We start from the raw sequence: 26,755 nt of genomic DNA, 5'->3' as shown, positions 1-26,755 counted from the left end.
TAACCCCGTTACGCATTCTTCATAATGATTGTTTCTAGATTGTTGGCAACACTTTGACAGGAATCTGCGATTTCTTCAAGTGTTTCGTAAATTTCTTTGTATTGAATGACCTTAATTGGATCTGTTTCTTTTCCAAACAAGTTCTTTAGTGATTTGCGGTGAAGATTGTCACAATTATGCTCAATCTCTTTAATTTTGATTGCGTGCGGATGAATATCTTTCAAGCGATTATCAGCCAGTAATTCAATAGTCGTTAAAATTTCTTTCGCACATTCTCTGATGTAGTGGCTGAATTTGTCGATATGTTCGTCAGAGCTTGTAATTGAATAAATTTCTAAAGTTGCTGAAAAATGCTCAATGCCGTCTAAAACATCGTCGAGGCTATTCGTCAATTGAAGAATGTCTTCACGTTCAATCGGTGTAATAAAGGCTTTGTTCAGCTCTTTAATCATGGTATGAACATGATTATCACCTTTTGTCTCATATTCCTTCAATGTGTCAGAAAATTCTTTCAGAGTGGTTTGATTTGTTACTTTATAGCTAACAAAATACTCAGCAGTTTCATCTAAATTTTTAGCAATTTCCGTTAACAAGACGGAAAACTTGTCTTTTTTCCTTTTTAACATGTAAAAACCCTCCATTGTATAAATGAGACAATGCACACATCAAATAATTATATATTCTTTTGTCGAAAAAAAACAGGTGTAGTCGAAAATTTCTTCACTTTTTCTATTTGATCTTATTCTGACCTAAAGATGTGATCTCAACTCACCTTTTTCAGAAAGGGGAAAAGAAAGCAAAAAAGCGGACCATTTTTGGCACCGCTTAAAAGTTAAGAAGCTGAATAAACAAGCTTAAATCGCTCACAAACAAGAAGCATATCTTCCTTAAATGTTAATCCGTACGGCTTAAGGGCTTCTGTGAAAAATTCTTCATGTTCTTTGTACCAATAGTCATATGAAAGATCGCCTTCACCTTCTGCTTTTGCAAATGATTCAGGAACCTCATTCATTGGCATGATATCTACTTGCGTGATCTCTATGATGGCTTTTGGTTCCTCCTGACTGTCCAAAATGACCGCATATTGACCAGGTTTTGGAAGAGGCTCTTGTTCTTTTTCGTAAAAAAGGTATCCAGAACAAGTGGCTGTTTTTTTTCCTTGTTGTACAAGGTCAAGCAAGTGATCTGGATTTGCGCCAAATGCCCAAGCAGAAACAGAGGCGTGATCAGGAGTTTTTTCTGATTTTTCTTCCCAATAAGATTCCCAAAATAAAGTGCTTTTGTGGTTCATTCTTTTTCCCCCTTTGTTATGAGTTTATTATATCGTGAAGTTTCAAACTTGGAAAACGTATGTCTTTATTACTACGAGATGTGCATGTCATATGTTTTGAAAACATGCGTTTTGTTTGGCAGATATAGGATGATAGAATGAAAAATTTTGAAATTTTAGAATAATCTATTGTATTCTGGTCAAGAAGTCGGTAAGGTCAAAGTAAGAATATGGAAGGGGTGTTGTTCATGAAACGCATTTCTCTAACTGTTTTGTCCATATGTCTGTTTGTTTTCTCGTTTTTCCTGCCGGTCAGCCAAGTCACTGCAAACGAAACTCATGGGAATAAAGTAGCTGTTGGCAAAGATGGTATGGTGGCTACTGCACATCCGCTTGCATCGGAGATTGGTGCTGACGTATTGAAAAAAGGTGGGAACGCAGTGGATGCTGCTGTTGCCATTCAGTACGCACTTAACGTAACAGAGCCAATGATGTCTGGAATTGGCGGCGGCGGATTTATGATGGTTTATGATGGGAAGACAAAGGAAACTTCCATCATCAATAGCAGAGAGCGAGCACCACAGGGCGCAACACCTGACATGTTTTTAACAGATGATGGAAAAGTGATTCCGTTTGCTGAGCGATCTACACATGGAAATGCGGTAGGTGTTCCAGGGACTGTAAAAGGTCTTGAAGCTGCATTAGATAAGTGGGGTACTCGTTCTATGAAGGAATTGATTGAGCCCTCCATTCAACTTGCAGAAGATGGTTTTGAAATTGATTCTGTCTTGGCAAATGCGATTGATGATCACCAAGGAAAATTGAAAAAAACGGCCGCAGCGCCAATTTTTCTTCCAAATGATCAGCCACTCGAAGAAGGAGATCTGCTTGTCCAGCCAGGTCTTGCAAAAACATTTAAACTCATTGCGAAAAAAGGAAGCAAAGCGTTTTATGAAGGAAAAGTAGCAAAGGCACTTGCAAATACAGTTCAAGATTTTGGCGGGACGATGACTTCAAAAGATATCAAACGTTATGAAGTCAAGACTGACAAGCCAATCTGGGGAGACTATAAAGGATATCAGCTTGCAAGCATGCCTCCACCAAGCTCAGGCGGGGTGTTTATGCTACAAATTCTCAAAATACTTGACCATTTTAACCTGTCTCAGTATGACCCCAAATCATTCGAAAAATATCAGCTGCTTGCTGAAACAATGCACCTCTCCTATGCTGACAGAGCCGCATATGCCGGCGACCCCGAATTCGTAGATGTTCCACTAAAAGGACTACTAGACGATGATTACATTTCAGAAAGAGCCTCTCTCATTCAATTAGATCAAATGAATCGCAGCCCGAAAGAAGGAGATCCTTGGGCATATGAGGATGAGAAAAATCCATCCCCAATTGTTCCTCAGCCAGAAGATAAAACCATTGGTGAGACGACCCATTTTACTGTTGCAGATCAGTGGGGAAATGTTGTGTCATTCACCACTACCATTGAACAATTATTTGGTACAGGGATACTTGTTCCAGAGTATGGATTTTTCTTAAATAATGAACTGACTGATTTTGATGCAAGACCTGGCGGGGCAAATGAAGTCCAGCCCAATAAACGTCCGTTATCAAGTATGACTCCGACGATCATTTTTAAAGATGGAGAGCCTGTCATGACTGTTGGGTCTCCTGGTGGAACGACGATCATTGCTTCTGTTTCACAGACGATTCTCAATTTACTTGAATATGACATGGAGCTTCAGGATGCGGTAGAAGAGCCAAGAATCTACACAAACAGCTTAACTTCGTATCGTTATGAAGTAGGTGTCCCTCTAGATGTAAGAACAAAGTTAAATGATATGGGTCACCAGTTTGGCAGTTCCCCTATTGATATAGGGAATGTGCAAGCTTTACTGATTGATCGAAAAGCAGGGACATTCACTGGAGTAGCTGATTCAACGAGAAATGGAACTGCTGTTGGTGTCAATCTAAAGGTAGCTGCAGATCAATAGCATTTCCCGGGAAAAGAAGCGCCTCATCAAGACGGCGTTTCTTTTTTTCATTATAATAAAAACATAGTTGACACCTGTGAATAGTTTGAATAATATATAGACTAACATCAATCATACATAGCTGATCGGACAACCGAAGGCTCTTGGCATTGACGTACAGGACTTTTTTGTACTTCAATCGCTGAGAGCCTTTTTTGCGTATAGAACTGAAAACGGCAAGGTTGGTGTCACTATTCAATGTGAAAGGGAGCGGATAACATGAAAAAATGGATATGGATTTCTATTGCGATGACACTTTTCATCATCACAAGTGCTGCATGCTCAAATGCGAATGAAGCCTCAAATCAAAAGGGAAAGATTGAGCTGTTGAATGTGTCATACGATCCTACCCGTGAATTGTATCAGGAATACAATCAAGCCTTTCAGACTTATTGGAAAGACAAAACCGGTGAAGATGTGACGATACAGCAGTCTCATGGAGGGTCGGGTAAGCAGGGGAGATCGATTATTGATGGACTCGAAGCAGACGTGGCTACACTTGCTCTTGGGTACGACATTGATGCCATTGCAGATCGAGGGCTACTTTCAAAGGATTGGCAAAAAGAATTTCCAAATCAGTCCACACCTTATACGTCTACTATTGTGTTTCTTGTGAAGAAAGGAAACCCCAAAAAAATTAAAGACTGGGATGACCTGATTCAGCCAGGTGTATCTATCATCACACCAAATCCAAAAACGTCAGGCGGTGCAAGATGGAATTATTTAGCCGCATGGGCATATGCCGATAAAACCTTTCATGGGGATGAAGAAAAAACGAAGGATTTTGTGAAAAAGTTATATGAGCATGTCGAGGTGCTCGATTCAGGTGCTCGTGGCGCCACAACAACTTTTGTCGAGCGCGGTCTTGGTGACGTGTTAATTGCTTGGGAAAATGAAGCCTATTTGACACTGCATGAATTAGGAAAAGACAAATTTGAGATTGTCAGTCCCTCCATTAGTATTTTAGCAGAGCCGCCCGTTGCCGTTGTCGACCAAAATGTGAAACGAAAAGGAACAGAGAAAGTGGCAAAGGCTTATTTAGATTATTTGTATTCTAAAAAAGGACAGGAAATTGCGGCGAAAAACTATTATCGACCAAGAAATCAAGAAGTGCTAAACAAATATAAAGATCAATTTAAAGAGATTGAGATGGTGACCATTGATCAGGCATTTGGCGGATGGCGAAAGGCGCAGAAAAGATTTTTTGATGATGGCGGATTATTTGATCAAATATATAGTGGACAAAAATAGGGGGCGACGTGATGAAGAAAGGCTATGCTGCCGCCAATAAAAGAAAACGTGTATTGCCTGGATTCGGGCTGAGTCTCGGAGTGACACTTGTTTATGTCAGTGCGATTGTCGTGATTCCTTTATCTATGGTATTTATTTGGACGGCTTCATTAGGAGCAGAAGGAATTTGGAATGTTTTTAGTGATGCGCGGGTGCTAAAGTCGCTGCAGCTTACGGTTACGACTTCTTTTGCAGCTGCACTCATCAATGCAGGTTTCGGTGTACTGATCGCATGGGTTCTCACGCGGTACTCGTTTCCAGGAAAGAACATCCTGGATGCCCTCATCGATTTGCCGTTTGCTCTTCCAACGGCAGTGGCTGGCATCGCTTTGACGACTCTTTATTCTCCGAATGGGTGGATTGGGCAATTTTTGCATGTGAAGGTGGCATACACCCCGCTCGGGATTATTTTGGCACTGATTTTTATTGGCATTCCATTTGTCATAAGAACGGTTCAACCGGTCATTGAGGGGCTTGAGCAGGAGGTGGAAGAGGCCGCAGCCATACTTGGTGCTACAAGAAAACAGACCTTTTTTCATGTACTGCTGCCTGCCTTGTTTCCAGCGGTAATGACTGGATTTTCTCTTGCATTTGCAAGAGCACTCGGTGAATATGGCTCCGTTGTGTTTATAGCGGGAAATATTCCGTTTAAAACAGAGATTACACCACTGATGATCATGTCTAAGCTTGAGCAGTATGATTATCAAGGTGCCGCAGCCATTGCCTGTTTCATGCTGCTCTTATCATTTGTCATTTTGTTATTGATTCACGGATTGCAGTGGTTTGTCGAGCGGAAAAAACAAGTGGAAGTGAGGTGAGACGATTGGAAAGGGAGCTTCTTAAAGAGCACCGCATCAAGTACAGGAGTCCTGTGACGGAATCAAAAGCGGTGAAGAGTATGTTGATTGGTGTGGTGTATGCTTTTTTGATTTTGTTTTTACTCATGCCGTTGATTGCTGTGTTTTCAAAGGCTTTTGAGAAAGGATGGAGTTCTTATCTTCTTGCCATCTCACATCCAGACACGCTTGCGGCAATTAAATTGACTGTTTTCATTGTGATGATCACATTGCCGCTTCAAATGATTTTTGGGGTCAGTGCTGCTTGGCTCATCACAAAATTTCATTTCCCGGGAAAACGTTTGTTAACGACTGTCATTGATCTTCCGTTTGCGGTGTCACCTGTCATTGCAGGACTTGTATTTGTACTTTTATTTGGTTCAAATGGACTTTTAGGACCGTGGCTTTTAGCAAATGGATGGAAAGTGATTTACTCTGTACCGGGGATGATTCTTGCGACCATCTTTGTGACATTTCCTTTTGTTGCGAGAGAGTTAATTCCGTTTATGCAAAATGAAGGCATTCATGAGGAAGAAGCATCGCTTACGCTTGGTGCCAGTGGGTGGAAGACCTTTTTCCTTGTGACACTTCCAAATATAAAATGGGCCCTTTTTTACGGCGCTATTTTAGCAGGGGCTAGGGCAATTGGTGAATTTGGTGCAGTGTCGGTTGTATCCGGTCATATCCGCGGAATGACGAATACGATGCCGCTTCATATAGAAATTCTATACAACGAGTATCAATTCCAAGCGGCTTTTGCCGTGGCCTCTCTCATGGCATTTGTGGCGGTCATCACATTAATCATCAAGCAGATCATTCAGCAGAGAGATCATAGGCTTGGCAAGCGTTCAAAATAAATGGAGGGATCAGCCTTGGGGATTACAGTGAAACAAATATCAAAGCAATTTGGGCAGACGAAGGTTTTGCAAAACGTGGATTTGACGATCGGAAATGGGGAATTGATTTCCTTACTTGGACCGTCTGGGTCAGGTAAGACGACTTTATTAAGAATTATTGCAGGGCTTGATGATGCGAATACAGGGCAGATCTTATTTGGAGAACAGGATTATACTTATATTCCAGTGCGAAAACGGCAAATTGGTTTTGTCTTTCAGCAATATGCGCTTTTTCGAAATATGACGGTATTTGATAATGTGGCTTATGGATTGAAGATGAAACCTAGAGGAGAAAGGCTGCCTAAAAAAGACATCAAAGAGCGGGTGCATGAGCTGCTGAAAGTCGTTCAATTAACACAGTATGAACATCGTTATCCAGAGCAGCTGTCAGGTGGACAAAAGCAGCGTGTAGCACTTGCACGTGCTCTAGCCGTTAAACCGAAAGCTCTTCTCTTAGATGAACCTTTTGGTGCACTAGATTCAAAGGTGAGAAAAGACTTAAGACATTGGCTGAAAAAAGTTCATCAAGAATTTCAAATGACGACCATCTTTGTGACGCATGATCAAGAAGAAGCGTTTGATATCGCTGATCGTGTTGTGGTGATGAATGAGGGCAGAATCGAAAAAATCGGCACAAAAAAAGAAATGACAGAGCAGACAGACAACCTTTTTGTATCTGAGTTTTTAGATATAGGAAGCCATATTTAACAAGAAATTGATGTGATGTAATGAAAGAGATGCGGCAAAAAGCTGCATCTTTTTTTATAAAAATTTTCCTAGGAACATTGACTTATAATTTCGAATATTATAATATCTTTACAAAGGTAACAGTATTGAACATTTTATAAAACGTCTGTTTGTAAGCGCTTTACAAAAGGTTCTATTTTAAAATGTTCATTCTTTTTGTTACATGTGTTCATATTTATACCAAATGAAAGGGGTGGTTGTTTGAACAGCTTGTTTGAGTTAGATCAACAGCTGATTGAGCTGCAGTACGAAGCATCTTCAAGTGAGGAGGTGACTGCCTATTTAGCAGAAAGGTTAGAAACTGGAGGGTATATTAAATCGAGCTTTTTACCAGCAGTGCTTGAAAGAGAAAAAACATATCCGACCGGTCTTCCTCTTGCGACCTTTGGGGTAGCCATTCCCCATACAGATCCTGAACATGTAAACAAACCGGCGATCAGTGTAGCGACATTAAAAGAACCTGTTATTTTTCATAAGATGGGAAGCCCTCATGAGACAGTTCAAGCCAAAATTGTGTTCGTTCTGGCAATCTCTGAACCTAGTAAGCAGCTCGTGATGTTAGAGAAACTGATGACGCTTTTCAGAAAAGAAGAAGTAATGACAAGTTTATCTCACATGACATCGTATGAAGAAGCCGTTGATGTACTTCAAAAAGAATTAAACCAATAGTTATTCAAGACATAATGTAAGCGCTTTATTTAAAATCAGGAGGTGGATGTATGATCAAGCAAGCCGTCGATTTCATCTTAGACTTAGGGCCAACAATTATGCTCCCAATTATTATGACGTTATTCGGTATGATTTTAAGGCAAGGATTTAAAAAATCCTTCCGTGCAGGTATTACCATCGGAATTGGATTTGTCGGGGTCAATCTGGTCATTAATTTACTTGTAAGCGGTCTTGGACCAGCAGCCAAAGCCATGGTCAATTCCCTTGGATTAAAGCTTGATATTTTAGATGTCGGTTGGCCGATTGGAGCCGCCATTTCATTTGGTACACCTGTAGCCCCTTTGATGATTCCTCTTGTGCTCTTGTTAAATGTCATTTTGCTGTCTGTTAACTTTACGAAAACATTGAATGTGGATATTTGGAATTTCTGGCATTTGATTTTCGCTGCTTCTGTTACTTACTACGCTTATCATAATATGTTCTTAGCTCTTGCCGTTGGTTTAATCGTTTCTGCGATTACACTAAAACTTGCCGATTGGACGGCACCGACGATTGAACACCATTTCGGATTAAAAGGCGTATCGATGGCTCATGCTGAAACGGTCAACTTCGCTCCGCTCATGTATGCGTCAAACCGCGTGATTGATAAAATCCCTGGTCTAAACAAAATTCATGCGGATCCAGAAACTTTGAAAAAACGTTTTGGCATCTTTGGTGAACCGCTTGTGATGGGTCTTATACTTGGTATCATTATTGGTCTTCTTGGGGGCTATGATGCAAAAGGTGTCATGACCCTTGGAATTCAAATGGCTGCAGTGCTTGTGTTAATGCCAAGAATGGTTGCTTTATTAATGGAAGGACTTATTCCAATCTCTGAGGGTGCTCGTTCTTATATTCAAAAGCGTTTCCCTGGAAAAAATGTCTATATTGGTTTGGATACAGCGATTGTCATTGGTCATCCAGCGAATATGGCTGTCGCCCTTTTGATGGTGCCAATCACCATTTTGCTCGCTGTCGTTCTTCCTTACAATGGTATGTTGCCGTTTGCAGACTTATCGGTTCTGCCATTTACAGTAGTATGGGCAGTAGCAGCCGCTCGTGGGAATATTATTCGCGGCCTCATTAACAGTATTTTTACCTTAATGATTGTCTTCTTCATTGCAACGAACCTTGCACCACTCGCCACAACAATGGGGAAAGCAGTTGGTTTCGACTTCCCAGAAGGGGCAAATATGATCTCTGGTATCGATCTTGGTTCACACGTCATTCCTTGGATCATGGTGAGACTTCTTGATCCGAGCAATCCTTACTTCATTGCAGCGATTGTCTGTGCACTGGCATATGCGCTTCTTTGGTACTGGGTGCGAAATGATATTAAAAAGCAGTATGCAAAAGAAATGGGCTTAGATCAGAAAGATCAATAAACGACCTGGAGGGATTCTCATGGCAAAAAAAATATTAGTATCTTGCGGAACGGCAGTTGCGACGTCAACGGTTGTGGCAAAAAAGGTAGAAGAGACATTAAAGGAAAAAGGATACGATGTCATCGTTGAACAATGTAAGGCATCTGAGGTTCCGCAGAAAGCGGAGGGTGCTGATTTAATTGTGACGACAACGCCTGTTAGTGATACAAAAGGAACGCCTGTGATTCAAACGTTATCTTTTTTAACGGGATTTGGCATTGAAGATGATATTGAAAAAATTATCGATCATATTAAGTGAACGATGATTGCGTGGAGGAGCTGCGAAAGCTCCTTCCATGTCATTTGAAAGGGGGAGCTCTCATGCAGCAGCATGCTTATAGCCGAACGTCTGCCATGTTTTCTATTTTCCTTCCGGCCTTGTTAATATGTGTGTTTTTTCTCTGGTCTCTTTATACGTTGATGTCGGCAGGACCTGAGCCATTAGCTGTGTTAGGTGTTTATACGCTGCCTATCCTTATGCTTTCTAGCATCACTGGTCTGAATCAGCCAACGAATATCATGATTAGTGAAGATGAGCTGAAAATAGGTGCTTTTGGCAGGTGGCACACATATGCCGTGTCCGATATTAAAGGAAAATTGTTTTTAAAACCATATCCTCATATCGGGAAAGTATATGTCAGAGTGGGACCTGCGCGAATATTTGGCGGACGCTACTGGATTTCAAGTGAGATGAGTGAGTACAAGCAGCTCGTTCAATCCTTGCAGAGTCTTGCGACATGTGATGAAAAGGAGGATGCGGCTAAATGAAATCAGCTGTCTTTTATTCTTCAGAGGACATTCGTTACGAGGAGCGGAAGCGGCCAGCCATTGGTGACGACGAAGTATTATTAAAAATGCGTGCCTGCGGGTTATGCGGGACGGATATTTATAAAGCGACACATGAGACGGTACCTCCTGGCACAGTGCTAGGGCATGAAATCGCTGGTGACATTATCGAAACAGGCCGTCACGTTACACATGTTCAAACGGGAGACAGGGTGTATGTAGCGCATCATGTTCCTTGTTTTACATGTGACTTTTGTCAAAGAGGATTTTATACAATGTGCCCGCAATTTGCAGCCACAAATGTAGAGCCGGGCGGTTTTTCGGAATATATTCGTGTTCCTGCTTTACATGTTAAGCATACAATGGGCAAGCTCCCACATGACGTCTCATATGAACAAGGAGCGATGGTCGAACCGGTTGCCTGCTGTCTTCACGGCTTTGAAAGGGCGCCCGTTCATCCTGGAGATTCGGTCTTGATTCTTGGAGCGGGGCAAATTGGCTGCATTCAATTACAGCTTGCCAAATATTATTTGGCTGGAAAAGTGATGATCACAGACGTAAATGAGAACAGGCTCCTTCAAGCAAGAAATCTTGGGGCGGACGTCGCTTTTCATCCAGCAACTGAGCCAGTAGAAAACCGCGTCATGAAAGAAACAGATGGAAAGGGAGCGGACCTTGTCATTATTTCTGTGGGTAGTAGTGCGCTTTTAAAAGAAGCATTTCAAGCTGTCGCAAGAGGCGGAACGATTTTGGTCTTTGCTCACTTTCCGAAAGGGGATGTCTCCATTCCAGCAGAACGTTTTTTCCATGATGAAGTGAAAGTAGTCGGAGCTTATTCCTCGCATCCATACCATTATCGTGAAGCGCTAGAGCTCTTAAAAGCGAAAGTCGTTCATACAGAAAAAATGGTGACGCATCGATATCCATTAAGTCAGCTTCGTCAGGCGATAGAATGCGCTAGGCATCCAGAAGGTGAAAGCGTCAAAATCATGATGTATCCAGATGAATGAGAATGTACGAGATGGAGAGAAAGAGAAGGTCTTTGGAAAAGGGCTTTGCCTTTCTCTTTTTTTCTGAAAAAAATGAAAACGCTTAAAAAATAAACGGAAATGCTTGACTTCAATGAGAGTTAAACGTATGATAATTACAAATGTAACACATAAGAACAAATGTAAAGGGGAGAGAAGAAATGCAAAAACAAATCACTTTGCCTGAACAGATTAGTCATGAGAAATTAGCAGATTTATATAAACAAATGTGGTTAGTAAGATATTTTGATGAAAAGGTCGATCAATTCTTTGCTAAAGGATTAATCCATGGAACGACCCATTTATGTGTTGGACAGGAAGCATCGGCTGTTGGATCTATTGCTGTGTTAAAGGATGAAGATAAGATTGTCAGTACACACCGCGGACATGGTCACTGTATTGCGAAAGGTGCAGAGGTCAATAAAATGATGGCTGAACTGTTCGGACGTGAAACGGGTTACTGCAAAGGAAAAGGCGGCTCCATGCATATTGCCGACTTAGAAAAAGGAAACCTTGGGGCAAATGGAATTGTTGGCGGCGGTATTCCGCTTGCAACAGGTGCGGCGCTCACGTCCAAGATGAAAAAGGAAGGCTTTGTGGTCCTTTGTTTCTTCGGAGACGGCGCCACAAATGAAGGCAGCTTCCATGAAGCGCTGAATCTTGCTTCCATTTGGGATTTACCTGTTGTGTTTATTTGTGAAAACAACCAATACGGCATGTCTGGTCCTGTGAAAGAAATGATCAACATTGAAGACATTTCAACAAGAGCAGAAAGCTATGGAATCCCAGGAAAATCGATTGATGGAAATGACATGGTTGAGATTATGAACACAGTAGATGAAGCGGTCAGCCGTGCAAGAGCTGGAGAAGGTCCATCACTCATTGAAATGAAAACGTATCGCTGGAAGGGTCACTCAAAGAGTGATGCGAAAAAATACCGTACACGTGAAGAAGAGACAGAATGGAGACAAAAAGACGGAATTAAACGCTTTAAGTCACTCTTAATGGAGCTAGATGTTCTGACAGAAGAGCAGGCTGCTCGTTTACAAGAAGAAGCGAAGCAAGAGATCGAGGCATCTGTTGAATTTGCGAAAAATAGTAAAGAACCATCAATTGACACACTATTAGAGGATGTATACGCCTAATTAGGAGGGGAATCACGTGACAAACACGACAGTGAGAGAGATTTCATATTTAGAAGCCGTTCGAGAAGCAATGAGTCAGGAAATGAGAAAAAATCAAGATGTCTTCATTTTAGGTGAAGATATCGGCGTATACGGTGGCGCATTTGGTGTCACGCGCGGGATGATCGAGGAATTCGGTCCAGAACGCGTCCGCAATACGCCGATTTCAGAGGCTGCCATCGCAGGAGGCGCAGTCGGAGCGGCTTTGACAGGGATGCGTCCGATTTTAGAACTACAATTCTCTGACTTTATTACAATTGCAATGGATCAGCTTGTAAACCAAGCAGCGAAAACACGTTACATGTTTGGCGGAAAAGGGAAGGTGCCGCTTGTTGTCAGAACACCAGCAGGTTCCGGGACAGGTGCCGCAGCGCAGCACTCCCAAAGCTTAGAAGCGTGGATGGCTCATATTCCTGGACTAAAGGTGGTTCAGCCTTCAACAGCTTATGATGCAAAAGGACTTTTAAAAGCAGCAATGGATGATGACAACCCTGTCATTTTCTATGAACACAAGCTTTTATATAAAACAATCGGTGAAGTACCAGAAGAGCAGTATTCGATTCCTTTAGGGAAAGCGGATGTGAAGAGAAGCGGAAAGGACGTCACAATTGTCGCAACAGCCATTATGGTGCATAAAGCGCTCGAAGCAGCGAAGGAACTAGAAGCGGAAGGAATCGATGTCGAGATCATTGATCCGAGAACGCTCGTCCCATTAGATGAAGAAACCATTATTGAATCTGTGAAAAAAACAGGCAAATGTATCGTTGTGCATGAGGCAGTGAAACGAGGCGGCTACGGCGGAGAGATTGCCAGTATGATAGCGGAAAGTGAAGCCTTCGACTATTTAGATGCACCTATTAAACGACTTGGCGGTCTTGCCGTCCCAATACCGTACAACCCAACGCTGGAAAAAGCAGTCATTCCACAAGTGCCAGATATTATTGAAGCAGCAAAAGAGCTCGTGCGCTCTTAAGTAAAGGGGAGAAGATCATGCCAAAAGAGATATTTATGCCGAAGCTAAGCAGTACGATGGAGATCGGTACCTTGCTTCAATGGTTTAAAGAAGAAGGAGATTCGGTTGAAATCGGTGAGCCTCTATTTGAGATTATGACAGACAAAATCAATATCGAGGTTGAAGCCTATGATGATGGCGTTTTTCTAAAGAAATATTACGAAGCAGATGATCAGATTCCAGTTAATGCTGTCATTGGATATATCGGAGAGGCTAATGAGCAGGTACCGAGCGAGCCGCCAGCGCAGTCAGAAGAAGCATCTTCTGAAGACAGCGGAACGTCATCACCATCTGAACCATCTGTTTCGACTGAAGTTGAACCAGCGGTGGGTGAGAAAGTACGCGCAACACCTGCAGCGAGAAAAACGGCAAAAGATCACCAAGTAGCCATTCAAGAAGTATCTGGTACAGGTCCAAAAGGCAGAATTCAAAAACGGGATGTCGAAGCGGCCCTTCAGACGAACGAGGAAGGCCAACGCGTATCACCACTTGCAGGAAAAGTGGCTGCTCGTGAAGGAATCGACTTAGCGAATGTTGCTGGTTCTGGCGCTCACGGAAAAATCATGAAGAGTGATGTGACAGCAGCAGGCGCACAAAAGGCAGAAGCTGCTCCAGTGAGAACACAAAAACTAGCCGGGATGAGAAAAGTGATCGCAGATCGCATGTCACAAAGTGCCTTTACAGCACCGCACGTCACATTAACAAGTGAAATTGATATGACAAAAGCAAAAGAAGTGCGCAAACAGCTGCTCCCAGCGATTGAAAAAGAGACAGGCTACAGATTGTCGTTTACAGAAATCATCATCCATGCGGTCAGCAGTGTCCTCACGCGCCATCCGCAAATCAATATGACGTTTGAACAAAATGAGCTCCATTTCCATGAGGATGTGCACATTGGTCTTGCGGTTGCTGTGAAAGACGGCTTAATGGTTCCGGTCATCTCTCATGCAAATCAAAAAGGGCTGAAACAGCTCACAAAAGAAGCAAAAGAAATTGGTCGAAATGCACGCGATCAAAAGCTGCTGCCAGACCAGTTGAAGGGGTCTACATTTACCATTAGTAACTTAGGGATGTATGCCATTGACACGTTTACCCCAATTATTAATCAGCCGGAAGTGGCGATTTTAGGCGTTGGACGCATTCAAGAAAAACCTGTAGTGATCGATGGAGAAATTCAGGTGCGGCCAATGATGGGCGTCAGTTTATCATTTGATCATCGAGTGGTAGATGGTGCACCAGCAGCAGCCTTTTTAACAGACCTTAAAAAAGTGCTTGAACAACCATTTGAATTGCTAATGTAGGAGATGAATCGGATGACAAAAACGTATGATCTGACAGTCATAGGCGGAGGGCCTGGCGGATACACTGCCGCCCTTCAAGCCGCTGAACGTGGACACAAGGTTGCATTGATTGAAGAGGATTTTCTAGGGGGGACTTGTTTAAATCGAGGCTGTATCCCTTCAAAGACACTGCTCAAACATGCAGAAGTCATTGAATCCATTGAGAAAGCAAAAAGCTGGGGAATCGAAACAGGTGAGATGGTTCTTTCCTTCGATAAAATGAGAAAACGTAAAGATGATGTCATCGAAAAACTCAGGGGCGGAATCGCCTTTTTATTAAAGCAAGGAAAGATTGATGTATATAACGGCAGAGGCACAGCTGTGACAAAAAATCGCATTGACATTGAAAAACAAGATGGGTCAGAAACGATTGAAACAAAAGAGCTGATCATTGCCACTGGCTCATCACCTGCTATTCCGCCTATTCCAGGGCTCAAAGAGATTCAATTTGACACAAGTGATACGATCTTTGACATCCCAGATATTCCTGCATCTGTCGTCATTATTGGCGGGGGTGTAATTGGTCTTGAGCTGGCATGCATCTTCCAGAGTCTCCAATCAAAAGTCACCATTATAGAAGCCGCTCCGTCGATTATTCCACAGGAAGATGAAGAAGCGTCGAAATTACTAGAAAAAGAATTGAAGAAAAAAGGCATCCATATCGCAAAGAAAACGACGGTGACAGAGGTAACAGAAAGCGAAGGAGTCAAAGCGATTCATGCGACAGACGATAAAGGAGAGACGCACATCTTTACGGCTGAAAGACTGCTAGTTTGTGTCGGAAGAAGACCAAATGTTTCTGCTGTCAGTCAGCTTGATCTTCAGCTGGATGGTCCTTTTATTAAAGTGAACGATGAGATGAAGACAAGTGCTGAAGGTGTATATGCAATTGGAGATGTAGCCGGCGGCTATCAGCTCGCTCATGCGGCGATGGCAGAGGCAGCTGTTGCGGTTAGCAATATATGCGGCGAGCCTGAAAAAATGAATCACGACATCGTTCCTAGATGTATTTATACATTGCCAGAAGTAGCGAGTGTGGGACTGACAGAGAAAGAGGCAAAAGCCAAAGGGCTAAACGTGCGGGCAGAGCGATTTGATTTAGCTGCAAGCGGAAAAGCGTTGGCAGCAGGTGTTCAAACCGGTTTTATTAAACTCGTGTACGATACCGTATATGGTGAAGTCATTGGCGCTACAATGGTTGGTCCGCATGTAACGGAGATGATATCAGAGGCTTCCTCATTTATGTATTTAGAAGGAACAGCGGAAGAGATGGCCAAAATGATTCATCCGCATCCAACCATCTCAGAAGGCTTTTATGAAGCAGCTCTTGATATTGTAAGTAAGCTGAGAAAGTAAATGCCAAACAAGGGATAGGGAGGAGATCCGTGTGCACGTCCAGCTTCATCAGAAAGTGGCACTTGTGACAGATAGCACAGATGGATTTGGAGAAGCCATCTGCCTGGCTTTGGCCCAGGCAGGTGCACATGTTTTCATACACGCTTTTCGTGATGAATCAAAAGCAAAGTCGATAAGCGAAGACATTGAAAAATTAGGCGGCCAATCGACTGTTGTCATCAATCCGCTTGAGACACCGCGTGATGCTACGCTTATGCTAAGACAAGTCATCGATACATGCGGCAAGCTTGATATTTTAGTCAATCAAGCCGAGCAAAAAGCAGATGAGGAGATTGATGACGTAAGTCCTGAGATATGGGTCGATGAAGTGGAAAGATCCGTAAATACAGTCTTTCTTTCCAGTCAAGCCGCTGTGTGGCATATGGTGGATCAGAAACAGGGCTGCATCATTAATATTTCCTCATCAGGCAGCATAACAGGTGATGGCGGGATCTCACATGCTACATCAAATAGTATGTTGAATGCCATGACAAAAGGATTAGCGCGCGAATTTAAAGACAAAGGCATCCGGGTATTGGCACTACTTCCGCCGCCTCTCCATTTGCTTCCTGACAAAGAGCAAATCAAGGAGACGGTGGCTCATATGACGGTTTTCTTAAGTACATCGTACGGTGCATTTACAGATGGAGCAGCAATTATGCTTGATGGGGGTGAGAGCGCTGGCTAATCAACAAAAACCAGTTCTCATCGTAGGTGGCGCCCAAGGAATCGGCAAAGAAATTGCTCAGCGTTTTTTAAAAGAAGGGCATCGTGTAGCTGTGTCAGATATAGATGAACAGGGACTTTCGCTTTTAAAACAACAGCATCCTCAGCTGCTGACGTTCCAAGCTGACGTTTCATCGTGGGAAAGTGTTCAGCAAATGGCGTCAGCAGCTGAAAGGGAGTTGGGTGGCATTGGGCATCTTGTCTATTCAGCAGGAATGACGAAATCCCTTCCTTTTTTAGAGGTTGATTTTTCACTTTGGAAAAAGACACTGGCTGTGAATCTATATGGTCTTTTCTATTGCATCAAAGCATTAGCACCCTATCTATGTGAGCGGAAAGAAGGCAGCGTTGTCATTATTGGATCAGGATCTGCGATAACAGGCTCTGGCGGCGGCATCCAGTATTACGCGTCAAAAGCCGGGGCATTTGGTCTCATGCGTTCGCTTGTAAAGGAATTGGGTTCCCATCATGTCCGCATCAATGTCATTGCACCGCGCGTCATTGAATCTCAGATGCTTGATACGCTCTATCCGACTGAGCTTGAGAAAAGTCAGCTTCGATCACTTATTCCGATCGGGAGATTAGGAAAACCAGAAGATATTGCTGGAGTCACTTTATTTCTCGCAAGTGACGAGGGAAGCTATTTGCACGGACAGATACTCTTATTAGATGGCGGGAGAACGTATCAGCCTAAATATAGCGAGGGAAAAAGAGCGGAGAGTTAATCGCTCTTTTTTTATTTTCATAACAATTGTTCCAATTAGAAACGAATGTTTGGTATACTGGTAATCATAGTATATTAAAAGGATGATGTCACATGCTGAATTGGGAAGAAAGACGACAGCTCGTCAAGGTTGCTCATCTTTATTATACAGACGGGTGGACGCAGCAGGAGATTGCAAAAAAGCTCAATGTCTCAAGACCAGTCATTTCAAAGCTCTTACAAAAAGCAAAAGATGTGGGAATCGTTGAAGTGTACATTAAAGACGAAAGTATTCATACAGTGGAACTTGAAAAGCAGCTGGAAACGACCTTTCAATTAACGGATGCTGTCGTTGTCCCAAGTGTCGGGACAATGTCTGAGATGGTCAAACGGGCAGTCGGTCAAGCGGGCGCCTATTATCTTTCTAAAAACATGAAAGGCGCTGAGAAAATCGGTATTTCATGGGGAACCACACTTGCCGAGCTCGTGAAGGAATATCCATTTGAGCGAAGAAACGATGTCAAAGTCATTCCTTTAGAGGGCGGAATGGGCAGGCAGGCAGTCGACATTCACGCGAATCAGCTGGCATATGAGCTGGCAAAGAAGATGAATGGTACGTGCTCCTATTTATATGCACCTGCAATTTTAGAAACAGAAGAATTAAAAGAGCGGCTGATGGCGATGCAGGACATAGAAGCTGTGCTTGAAGAAGGCAGAAATGTTGATATTGCCCTGATCGGTATTGGGAATCCGCATAAAGGCTCTACATTGAAAACAGTCGGTTATTTAAAAGAAGAAGATTTGTCTGGTTTAAGGCAATCAGGAGCTGTTGGTGATATTGGTTTTCGTTTCTTTGACGGGGAAGGGAAACCAGTCCAAGATGAGCTGAACCAAAAGGTGATTGGATTATCGTTAGAACAATTAAAGAGCGTGAAAAAAGTCATCGCAGTTGTGGAAGGAACCCATAAGGCTGAAAGTATTTTAGGAGCCTTAAACGGCGGCTTTATTCAGGTGCTCGTCACCGATGAATTGACTGCGGCAGCTATTTTAAAGGAAGCATCTGTCCAATAAACAGCTGACAGCCATCGTATTGTATAAAAAGAGCAACATCAAACGAGAAAGGAGCTGTGTATCTTGAAGCAAACCGAAATGGAAGCAAACCTACACTGTACTCGGTGCCAAGAAGAGACCCTCCACAGCATCGTTTATGTGAATGATCAGATGAAAAGCGTTGAGTGTACAGAGTGTCATCAGAAGATCAGTGTGCAAGTCGACATCATGAAGGAATTTTACAAAGAAGTATATGAAAAAATTGCCACAAAGCCGAAGCGAATGACGCAGGAGTATAAGGCGAATCTGAATGGATTTATTTCAAGACTCCCCATCCGGGTTTTAAGTAAGCCATACCGGCTGATGAGATATTTAAACGAATCTTATAAGGTCATTAAGCAATATAAAAAATAAAGCAGAGGCTGTCTTAGCGCTCTGCTTTATTTTGTGTTTTTTTCATGTAGTAATAAATCGGCAGTCCAGCAATGCCGATCAGCATGGAGATCAGGCAGCTTTGCCAATCGGTGATCATGGTGCTGATTAAGACAAAGAAAGAGCCGATAATTGCAATGATCGGTGTGAGCGGGTAAAGTGGTACGCTATAAGCGCGCTTCATTCCCCTGTTTTGTTTTCTTAGCTTAAAGACAGCGAAAAAGGCCATCACATAAAAGATGTAAATCATGAAAATTGAAACTTCTGACAGCTTCTCGGGATTACTGACGATCATAAACACAATGGCAATCAAAATCTGTACAAATACAGCGATCCAAGGTGTTTGAAAAGTAGGATGAATGCGTGAAATGGCTTTGGCAAACGGAATTTGTTTTCGTTCTGCCATCGCAAAAATGACACGCGGGAACGAAAGAACCTTTCCATTCAAACAGCCAAAGATACTAATGATGATTCCGATACTAATAATTTTACCGCCAATTGGACCAAAGAGCATTGTAGCAGCTGTGCTTGTTGCATTTTCACCTAGTTGAACGATTTGATCAGCTGGTAACACATGCAAAAGGGCGATGTTAATAAAGAGATAACATGCTGTGACAATTAAAATACCGCCTGCCATCGCGCGAGGAAGCAGTTTCTCTGGATTTTTCATTTCACCGCCAAGCGCTGCAAGCAAAATCCAGCCATCATAGGCGAATAACGTCGCCAAAATTGCTGCACCGAAGTTCATTTGTGCGATACTCTCATTGACGGCTGTGAAAATATGTTCATTTCCTTTCCATAAGCCAAACACAATAATTGCTGCAATTGGAACAAGCTTTCCGATCGTGGTCAGTCCTTGGACAAAACCACCGTATTTCGTTCCCATGATGTTGATCACACATAAAAAAAGAACGGTGATAATGCCAATCGTTGTAGCCCATAGAGAAGAAAGAGAAAATAAATTAGCTAATAATGAACCAAAATAAAGACCAAGAGCACCAATAATCGCTGGCCCGTAAATAATAATTTGCACCCAGCCACATAAGTAGCCCCAAAATTCACCGTATATTTCTTCAAGATAGGCATATAAACCGCCAGTACGTGGGATTTGTGTACCAATTTCAGCGACTGTGAGTCCGCCTGCAAGGGTTAAGATCCCGCCTAACAGCCATGCGAATAAGGCGATGCCTGAGCTTCCTGAATAAGAAAGGACGTTGCCAGGCTTCATAAAAACGCCAGATCCAATAATTGTTCCGATGACAAGAGATAGGGCAAAAAATAAGCCGATGTCTTGTTTTAACGCTGGTTGTTCTTTGTTCATTACACACGACCTCCTGCATCACTTTCGTACGTTACTGTGACATGTATTTTGTTCATTGTAATACGATTTTAGGAAAACTAGAATTAAAAAAATTTTCTGATTTTCGTATTTGTATTTAAAAGTGTTCATTTATTGGAGATATTAGGATGAATGTTATCTTAAAAGCGAACAATAGAAGATTATTTTTGATTTAATGTTAATTTAATAGGCGGAAGCCGAACGTCCAATAAAGATGCAGCCGAATGGTTGACTTTTCTTCTAAAATGACCTATTTTATTCATAAGGATATTATCTTGAATTCGAGATATTTTATAATAGGAGTGAACACAATGAAAATAAATGGGATTCACCACGTATCAGCACTAACAGCAAATGCTCAGAAAAACGTTGATTTCTACCGCCAAATCCTTGGCTTAAAACTGGTGAAAAAAACAGTCAATCAAGATGATCCATCGATGTATCATCTATTTTATGGAGATGAGGTCGCCTCACCTGGTACAGAGCTGACGTTTTTTGAAATACCGATGCTCGCCCGCCGGCTGGACGGAACAAATGCGATCTCACGCACAGGTTTGATTGTCACTTCAGAAGAGGCACTCACATTTTGGGAAAAGCGCTTTGAAGAAAAAGGTGTAAAGAAAGAAACGGCTTCTTTAAGAGGCGGCAGACCTGCCTTGAAATTTACAGATCCAGAAGGACAGCAGCTGTTTTTGACTGTAGAACCAAGCGTGCAAGATGGAGCGAAGCCGCCAGTGCATGATGAGATTCCTGCTGATTTTGCGATCAGAGGTTTGGGACCAGTAGAATTAACAGTCGCAGAAGCAGATAAAACAATCAGTGTGTTAACGAACATCCTGGGTTTCACAGAAAAAGCACGTGAACAATCAAATGATGGGGAAATCGTGACGATTTTTGAATCAGGACAAGGTGGAGCTGGAACAGAGATTCATGTCATTGAAAAAGCAGAAGGACCTGCTGAGCGATCTGGCAGAGGGAGTGTTCATCACGTAGCCTTTCGTGTAGCGGACGCAGAAGAGCTTGAAAAATGGCATGATAAAATAGCCAAAGCTGGTTTCACCAACTCTGGTGTTGTAGAACGTTTTTATTTTAAAGCCCTATATTTTAGAGAGCCAAACGGCATTTTGTTTGAAATCTCAACAGACGGTCCTGGATTTACAGTGGATGAAAGCGTGGATGAACTTGGTGATCAATTAGCACTTCCACCATTTTTAGAGCACAAACGAGCAGAAATTGAACAAAGATTGGTCCCAATCAAGTGAACATGAAAAAAGCAGCTCAATTTTTATGAGCTGCTTTTTTCGTTAAGAACTGACTTGCTTTGATTCAGATTTTGTTAATGTCACTTGTTTTGTTTCTTCTTTTCCATTACGAACGAGTGTGATGCTGATGGTATCTCCTACTTTTGCATTCGTGTAAAGCTCGTGGCGTAATTCACTGCCGGTTGTCACTTTTTTGCCATTGATGGCGGTGATAACATCCTCTGCCTTTAATCCAGCTTTTGCAGCAGGTGAGCCAGCAGCGATTTCTTTTACGTATACGCCTTTATCCAGCTGACTGCTTGTCAGTCCAAGCGTTTCCTTCTGATAAGCATCTGGTACTTGTTCGAGATCCAGCATGCTGATACCGATATAAGGTCGTTCGATTTTTCCTTTTGTGAGAAGCTGCTCTGCAATTGGTTTGACATCATTGATTGGGAGCGCAAACCCGATACCTTCCACACCTGTTTCAGAAATTTTCATACTGGTGATCCCCACAACCTTTCCGTCTGTTGTTAAAAGCGGTCCGCCGCTGTTACCGGGGTTAATGGCGGCATCTGTTTGAATGACATTAATACTGCTTTCGCCAGCTGATGTATCCATAGAAACTGTTCGATCCACACCGCTGACAATTCCTTGTGTCACTGTTCTTGATAAATCTTCACCAAGCGGGTTTCCGATTGCGATGACGGTTTCTCCCGCACGAAGGGATGAGGAGTCTCCAAGTTCAGCGACTTTTGTAACGCCGCTGCTGTTAATTTCCACGACAGCAAGATCAGTCAGCGGGTCAGAACCAACCACTTTTCCTGCTACCGTCTTGCCATTATGCAAGGAGACTGTTAATTTATTTGCTCCTTCAATCACATGGTTGTTTGTTAATACATAGGCTTTACTGCCGGATTTTTTGAAAATAACCCCTGATCCGGTACCGCTTTCTTGTTCTTGACTGCTGCTGTTTTGATTTTGCTGTGATCCATCAAAAGGTGTGTTCATATCGCCAAAATCTGTGGTTGTTTGACTTTGTGTTTGATAGTTTGTAATGCCGACGATGGCTGGTGATACGTTTTCGACCATATTTGAAATACTGCTGGTCGAATTCGATGTTTGTGACGCTGTTGTTTTTGACGAATTTGTACTTGTATCATTTGTCGATACAGCGGCTGTTTTCGTTGACGAATCAGTTGAACTATTTTCTGAATGCTGAGCATATGGAGTTAGAACGTAAACACCTAACGCTAACGTACCTCCTACAATCCCGCTGACAAATGGCTTCAGCCAGCCACTTGGCTTCTTCTGCTTTTGTTTCGGTTGTTCAATGGTTTGTAATTCATAAGAAGTGTGTTTTTCATCTTTGTGATGTGTCATCAAAATCACTCTCTTTCATCGATTTTTACATGTATGTGTGTAAGGTGATTGACCGTATGTGGTGGATACTGACTTTATCGTAAGAAAAAAGTGTGGGATAAAAATGAAAACATTGTGGGAAATTGTTAAAATAAGTAGTGAATCTAAGCAAAATAGAGGAGATTAAACTGTGGAGACTATTGGAATCATTGGATATGGAAGCATGGCAGATATGATGGTACAAAAATGGCTGGACAAAGGAGTACTTCATGCCAGTCAATTTATGATCCATACAAGAAGTGAAACGGAGCGGCTGCAACAGCTGAAAGAGAAGAACCAGCATGTCAACATTTGCTCTTTAGATGACATCTCTGCATCATGTGATGTCGTGTTTGTTTGTGTACCACCGCTTGCTGTACTTGATGTCTTAGATCAGCTGAGCCCCGCAAAGACATCTCTTCATATCGTATCAGTGGCAGCGGCTGTCACGTTAGACAAATTAATGCAACATACGAATCAGCCGGTGTCTAGATACATTCCCACTTTGACATCAGCCGTAGGGACGGGTGTATCCCTTGTGGCGCATGGTAAAACTGCTGGACAGGAGGCACAAGAACGACTCCACCGCCTGCTTTCAGCTTTTAGTATCGTCAGGGAAGTGGAAGAGGACCGGTTTGATGCGGCGAGTAATTTGACAAGCTCTTCTCCGGGCTTTATTGCAGCAATCTTTGAAGAAATGGCGAGAGCCGCTGTTCGGAATAGTGAGCTTTCTTTAGAAGAAGCCTATGAATTTTTAACATATGCGCTGCTCGGTACAGGACAAGTTCTTGTTGAACGCGGACTGACATTTGCTGAAACGGTGAATAGGGTCGCAACAAAAGGCGGGATTACAGGAGAAGGCGCTGCAGTCATCCAGCAGCAGGCACCGCAAATGTTCGATGACTTGTTTACACAAACGATGAAAAAATATGCGCAGCTAAAATCGCAAATCGATGGAGCAGAAAAACACCACTAAAGACATAGCTAGTGGTGTTTTTTCTGTCAAATAAATCCTTTATCATCAATTCTTTTGACCTGTATTACCTGAGTCTAATTTCCTTATTTTCAGACATTGTATTGAAAAATCAATCAAGTTCTCATATAATTTTTTAGAAAATTTAGAAAAATATACACAAATTTTAAGTTTAATTAAAGGGGGATGGGGATGAAGCTCTATGTATCAGTCGATATGGAGGGAATTACTGGTCTAGCTGATCATACATTTGTTGATAGCCGCCAGCACAATTATGAGCGCGGGAGAAAAATCATGACAGGTGAAGTGAACGCCTGTGTAGAAGCTCTTCTTACACATGGGGCGACCGAGATTTTAGTGAATGATAGCCATTCTAAAATGAATAATCTGTTGATTGAAGATTTGCATGAGGAAGCATCTCTCATATCAGGGGATGTAAAGCCTTATTCAATGGTTCAAGGATTAGATCAAACGTATGATGCCGCTGTTTTTTTAGGCTACCATGCGAGGGCATCAATGAAAGGTGTGATGTCTCACAGTATGATTTTTGGTGTCAGACATTTTTACATAAATGATCATCCAGTTGGTGAAATGGGCTTTAATGCGTATGTCGCAGGCTATTATGGTGTTCCAGTCATTCTTGTATGCGGAGACGATCAAGCGGCACTTGAAGCCGAAAAGTTAATGCCTGGCGTGAAAACAGTGGCGGTGAAAGAAACCATTTCAAGATCTGCTGTGAAATGCTTAACACCAGCGAAAGTGAGCACCCTCATCTCGCAGCAAGTGGAAGCTGCCATGAAACAAATTCATCAAATGAAGCCGCTCACGCCTCCTGAGCAGCCAGTGCTGAAAATCGAGTTTGCCAATTATGGACAAGCCGAATGGGCGAATTTAATGCCAGGTACGGCCATCATCGAAGGGACAACAACGGTGACGTACCAAGCAGAGAATATATTAGAAGCCTACCAAGCGATGCTTGTCATGACAGAGCTTGCCGCACGTACAACATTTTGTTAAGCGAGGGGGAGACAGCAGATGGCCAGCTTTTTGCTCAAGCGTTTGATTGCCATGATTGCCACGATTTTAACGATTACGACGTTAACGTTTATTTTAATGAAGGTCATCCCAGGATCGCCCTTCAATGAAGAACGAAATACAAACGAAACTGTCCAGCGAAACCTCGAAAGCTACTATCACTTAGACGAACCACTCTATGTTCAATATATGATCTATTTAAAATCCATCGTTACTTTTGATTTTGGTCCTTCCATTAAAAAGCCTTCTGAAAGTGTCAATGATTTATTGGCGAGAGGTTTTCCAGTCTCATTAGAACTTGGTCTTATCTCTATTTTGATTGCTGTCATCTCCGGCATCTTGCTCGGAATCATGGCTGCCCTCCGGCATAATGGCTTGATTGATTATATCGCCATGACGATTGCTGTTTTCGGTATATCCATACCAAACTTTATCTTTGCTACCTTATTAATTCAGCAGCTTGCTGTGAATGTAAAGCTCTTTCCTACAGCGATGTGGACAAGTCCAATGCATATGGTGCTTCCTACCATTGCACTGGCGGTAGGTCCAATGGCTATCATTGCCCGGTTAACGAGATCGAGCATGATAGAAGTGCTGTCGCAGGACTATATTCGAACTGCAAAAGCGAAAGGACTTTCCCCTTATAGAATTGTGTTTAAACATGCCCTGCGGAATGCACTTTTACCTGTTGTCACGATCCTTGGCACACTTGTCGCAAGTATTTTAACAGGCAGTTTTGTGATTGAAAAAATATTTGCGATCCCAGGAATGGGAAAATATTTTGTCGAGAGTATTAACAACCGTGACTATCCTGTCATCATGGGAACCACTGTTTTTTACAGCATCATCTTAATTACCCTTCTTTTCATTGTAGATGTGACATATCGTCTGCTTGATCCAAGGATCCAGCTGCATCAGAAAGGAGGAAAGGCATGAGTATACACCTTCAGCATGATCAAACGAATCAAGCGCATGAAGTGCCAGATGAATGGTTTGCTCCTAAAGAACAAAAGACATCTGAAGTCCATGCCATTAAAAGACCTTCACTTTCGTATTGGGCAGATACTTGGCGACGGTTAAAACAAAATAAACTCGCTATGTTTAGTTTATCGGTGCTGATTTTTCTTTTCGTCATGGCTGTATTAGGCCCACTCCTTGCACCGAATAGTGTGACAGAACAGCGGCTTTCCATGCAAAACTTGCCACCGTCAGCTGCTCACTGGTTTGGAACAGATGAACTTGGACGTGATGTGTTTACACGTACTTGGTACGGCGCACGCATTTCATTATTTGTGGGCGTGATGGCCGCTCTCATTGATTTTGCAATCGGTGTCATCTATGGCGGTATTGCAGGCTATAAAGGCGGGAAGTATGACCATGTCATGATGCGGATCGTCGAGGTGCTTTACGGTCTGCCGTATTTACTCGTCGTCATTTTATTGATGGTTCTGATGGGGCCTGGCCTTGTCACTATTATTGTGGCGCTCACTGTCACAGGATGGATCGGGATGGCAAGAATCGTGAGAGGTCAAGTCCTTCAGCTGAAAAGCCAAGAATATGTCCTTGCCTCGAAAACCTTTGGCGCAAAAAGTTTGCGCATCATCCGCAGAAATTTACTGCCGAATACGATGGGACCGATTATTGTCCAGATGACGCTAACTGTACCGACAGCGATTTTTGCTGAAGCGTTCTTAAGTTTTCTTGGTTTAGGGATTCAAGCGCCGTTTGCAAGCTGGGGTGTGATGGCCAATGATGCCTTGCCGACGGTGCTGTCAGATAATGGTCACTGGTGGCGTTTATTCTTTCCGGCATTTTTTATTTCGCTGACGATGTTTTGCTTTAATAATTTAGGTGATGGCTTGCAAGATGCGCTTGATCCGAAGATGAAGAGGTGATG

27 protein-coding genes are annotated in these 26,755 nt (G+C 42.6%); 23 read left to right on the top strand and 4 right to left on the bottom strand.

Annotated elements, in window-relative coordinates:
* Positions 1 to 8: 8 nt before the first annotated feature.
* Entirely contained in the window at positions 9 to 626 is a 618-nt protein-coding gene (locus tag M2369_RS14165; protein WP_017359157.1) for a DUF47 domain-containing protein, read from the bottom strand.
* Between the two features lie 206 nt (positions 627 to 832).
* Complete coding sequence (locus M2369_RS14160; protein WP_073414248.1) at positions 833 to 1,291, bottom strand: ASCH domain-containing protein; 459 nt, start codon at positions 1,289 to 1,291, stop codon at positions 833 to 835.
* A 227-nt stretch (positions 1,292 to 1,518) separates the two neighbouring features.
* Between M2369_RS14160 and ggt the strand changes: the two genes are divergently transcribed.
* The 18 genes from ggt to M2369_RS14070 all read left to right on the top strand — a co-directional run bounded on the left by ggt (position 1,519) and on the right by M2369_RS14070 (position 18,851).
* Positions 1,519 to 3,273 carry a gamma-glutamyltransferase gene (ggt, locus tag M2369_RS14155; RefSeq protein WP_035700423.1) on the top strand — a complete coding sequence of 585 codons (1,755 nt, stop codon included), beginning with the start codon at positions 1,519 to 1,521 and terminating at the stop codon, positions 3,271 to 3,273.
* Between the two features lie 258 nt (positions 3,274 to 3,531).
* Complete coding sequence (locus tag M2369_RS14150; protein WP_061418756.1) at positions 3,532 to 4,563, top strand: sulfate ABC transporter substrate-binding protein; 1,032 nt, start codon at positions 3,532 to 3,534, stop codon at positions 4,561 to 4,563.
* 11 nt (positions 4,564 to 4,574) lie between these two features.
* Positions 4,575 to 5,420, top strand: coding sequence for a sulfate ABC transporter permease subunit CysT (gene cysT, locus M2369_RS14145; RefSeq protein WP_019743464.1), 846 nt, complete (start codon positions 4,575 to 4,577; stop codon positions 5,418 to 5,420).
* Positions 5,421 to 5,425: 5 nt separating this feature from the next.
* Positions 5,426 to 6,295, top strand: a complete 870-nt coding sequence (gene cysW, locus M2369_RS14140; RefSeq protein ID WP_041507422.1) for a sulfate ABC transporter permease subunit CysW — start codon at positions 5,426 to 5,428, stop codon at positions 6,293 to 6,295.
* Between the two features lie 15 nt (positions 6,296 to 6,310).
* On the top strand, positions 6,311 to 7,042 hold the full coding sequence (locus M2369_RS14135) for a sulfate/molybdate ABC transporter ATP-binding protein (RefSeq protein WP_061418762.1): 732 nt from the start codon (positions 6,311 to 6,313) through the stop codon (positions 7,040 to 7,042).
* Positions 7,043 to 7,282: 240 nt separating this feature from the next.
* Entirely contained in the window at positions 7,283 to 7,750 is a 468-nt protein-coding gene (locus tag M2369_RS14130; RefSeq protein WP_008346265.1) for a PTS sugar transporter subunit IIA, read from the top strand.
* Between the two features lie 50 nt (positions 7,751 to 7,800).
* Entirely contained in the window at positions 7,801 to 9,174 is a 1,374-nt protein-coding gene (locus M2369_RS14125) for a PTS galactitol transporter subunit IIC (RefSeq protein WP_007498866.1), read from the top strand.
* Positions 9,175 to 9,193: 19 nt separating this feature from the next.
* Positions 9,194 to 9,472, top strand: coding sequence for a PTS sugar transporter subunit IIB (locus tag M2369_RS14120; RefSeq protein ID WP_017367077.1), 279 nt, complete (start codon positions 9,194 to 9,196; stop codon positions 9,470 to 9,472).
* 62 nt (positions 9,473 to 9,534) lie between these two features.
* Entirely contained in the window at positions 9,535 to 9,981 is a 447-nt protein-coding gene (locus M2369_RS14115) for a hypothetical protein (RefSeq protein ID WP_008346260.1), read from the top strand.
* On the top strand, positions 9,978 to 11,009 hold the full coding sequence (locus M2369_RS14110) for an alcohol dehydrogenase catalytic domain-containing protein (RefSeq protein WP_163116631.1): 1,032 nt from the start codon (positions 9,978 to 9,980) through the stop codon (positions 11,007 to 11,009). Before M2369_RS14115 ends, M2369_RS14110 begins: the two co-directional genes overlap by 4 nt.
* Before the next feature lie 179 nt (positions 11,010 to 11,188).
* Entirely contained in the window at positions 11,189 to 12,172 is a 984-nt protein-coding gene (pdhA, locus tag M2369_RS14105; protein WP_048001645.1) for a pyruvate dehydrogenase (acetyl-transferring) E1 component subunit alpha, read from the top strand.
* Positions 12,173 to 12,203: 31 nt separating this feature from the next.
* Positions 12,204 to 13,184: an alpha-ketoacid dehydrogenase subunit beta gene (locus M2369_RS14100; RefSeq protein WP_026050078.1), complete on the top strand. Its 981-nt coding sequence runs from the start codon at positions 12,204 to 12,206 to the stop codon at positions 13,182 to 13,184.
* A 17-nt stretch (positions 13,185 to 13,201) separates the two neighbouring features.
* Complete coding sequence (locus M2369_RS14095) at positions 13,202 to 14,524, top strand: dihydrolipoamide acetyltransferase family protein (protein WP_045034934.1); 1,323 nt, start codon at positions 13,202 to 13,204, stop codon at positions 14,522 to 14,524.
* Positions 14,525 to 14,536: 12 nt separating this feature from the next.
* Positions 14,537 to 15,919 carry a dihydrolipoyl dehydrogenase gene (lpdA, locus tag M2369_RS14090; protein WP_056407862.1) on the top strand — a complete coding sequence of 461 codons (1,383 nt, stop codon included), beginning with the start codon at positions 14,537 to 14,539 and terminating at the stop codon, positions 15,917 to 15,919.
* Positions 15,920 to 15,950: 31 nt separating this feature from the next.
* Entirely contained in the window at positions 15,951 to 16,646 is a 696-nt protein-coding gene (locus M2369_RS14085) for an SDR family NAD(P)-dependent oxidoreductase (RefSeq protein ID WP_024719603.1), read from the top strand.
* Positions 16,624 to 17,409, top strand: coding sequence for an SDR family NAD(P)-dependent oxidoreductase (locus M2369_RS14080; protein WP_024719604.1), 786 nt, complete (start codon positions 16,624 to 16,626; stop codon positions 17,407 to 17,409). The genes M2369_RS14085 and M2369_RS14080 overlap by 23 nt, the downstream gene beginning before the upstream one ends.
* Positions 17,410 to 17,501: 92 nt before the next feature.
* Positions 17,502 to 18,458, top strand: coding sequence for a sugar-binding transcriptional regulator (locus M2369_RS14075; protein ID WP_007498849.1), 957 nt, complete (start codon positions 17,502 to 17,504; stop codon positions 18,456 to 18,458).
* Between the two features lie 63 nt (positions 18,459 to 18,521).
* Positions 18,522 to 18,851, top strand: coding sequence for a hypothetical protein (locus M2369_RS14070; RefSeq protein ID WP_024719605.1), 330 nt, complete (start codon positions 18,522 to 18,524; stop codon positions 18,849 to 18,851).
* A 13-nt stretch (positions 18,852 to 18,864) separates the two neighbouring features.
* On the opposite strand, the gene M2369_RS14065 is transcribed toward M2369_RS14070, so the two are convergent.
* A complete protein-coding gene (locus tag M2369_RS14065) occupies positions 18,865 to 20,190 on the bottom strand; it encodes an APC family permease (protein WP_024719606.1) in 1,326 nt (441 codons plus the stop codon).
* 329 nt (positions 20,191 to 20,519) lie between these two features.
* Here M2369_RS14065 and M2369_RS14060 point away from each other — a divergent pair, with 329 nt between their 5' ends.
* Positions 20,520 to 21,470, top strand: a complete 951-nt coding sequence (locus M2369_RS14060; protein WP_259254676.1) for a ring-cleaving dioxygenase — start codon at positions 20,520 to 20,522, stop codon at positions 21,468 to 21,470.
* 42 nt (positions 21,471 to 21,512) lie between these two features.
* On the opposite strand, the gene M2369_RS14055 is transcribed toward M2369_RS14060, so the two are convergent.
* Positions 21,513 to 22,832, bottom strand: a complete 1,320-nt coding sequence (locus tag M2369_RS14055; RefSeq protein WP_259254674.1) for a S1C family serine protease — start codon at positions 22,830 to 22,832, stop codon at positions 21,513 to 21,515.
* Positions 22,833 to 23,001: 169 nt separating this feature from the next.
* Between M2369_RS14055 and proG the strand changes: the two genes are divergently transcribed.
* The 4 genes from proG (at position 23,002) to M2369_RS14035 (ending at position 26,753) form a co-directional block, all read left to right on the top strand.
* A complete protein-coding gene (gene proG / locus M2369_RS14050; protein WP_259254673.1) occupies positions 23,002 to 23,826 on the top strand; it encodes a pyrroline-5-carboxylate reductase ProG in 825 nt (274 codons plus the stop codon).
* Positions 23,827 to 24,015: 189 nt separating this feature from the next.
* Positions 24,016 to 24,840: a M55 family metallopeptidase gene (locus tag M2369_RS14045; protein WP_039168738.1), complete on the top strand. Its 825-nt coding sequence runs from the start codon at positions 24,016 to 24,018 to the stop codon at positions 24,838 to 24,840.
* Positions 24,841 to 24,858: 18 nt separating this feature from the next.
* On the top strand, positions 24,859 to 25,794 hold the full coding sequence (locus tag M2369_RS14040; protein ID WP_259254671.1) for an ABC transporter permease: 936 nt from the start codon (positions 24,859 to 24,861) through the stop codon (positions 25,792 to 25,794).
* Positions 25,791 to 26,753, top strand: a complete 963-nt coding sequence (locus M2369_RS14035) for an ABC transporter permease (protein WP_024719611.1) — start codon at positions 25,791 to 25,793, stop codon at positions 26,751 to 26,753. Before M2369_RS14040 ends, M2369_RS14035 begins: the two co-directional genes overlap by 4 nt.
* Positions 26,754 to 26,755 lie beyond the last annotated feature (2 nt).

Source organism: Bacillus sp. JUb11 (genome assembly GCF_024807925.1).
Lineage (GTDB): Bacteria > Bacillota > Bacilli > Bacillales > Bacillaceae > Bacillus > Bacillus altitudinis.
Note: the sequence above shows the minus strand (reverse complement) of the source record. Positions and strands in the feature narration are given on the sequence as shown.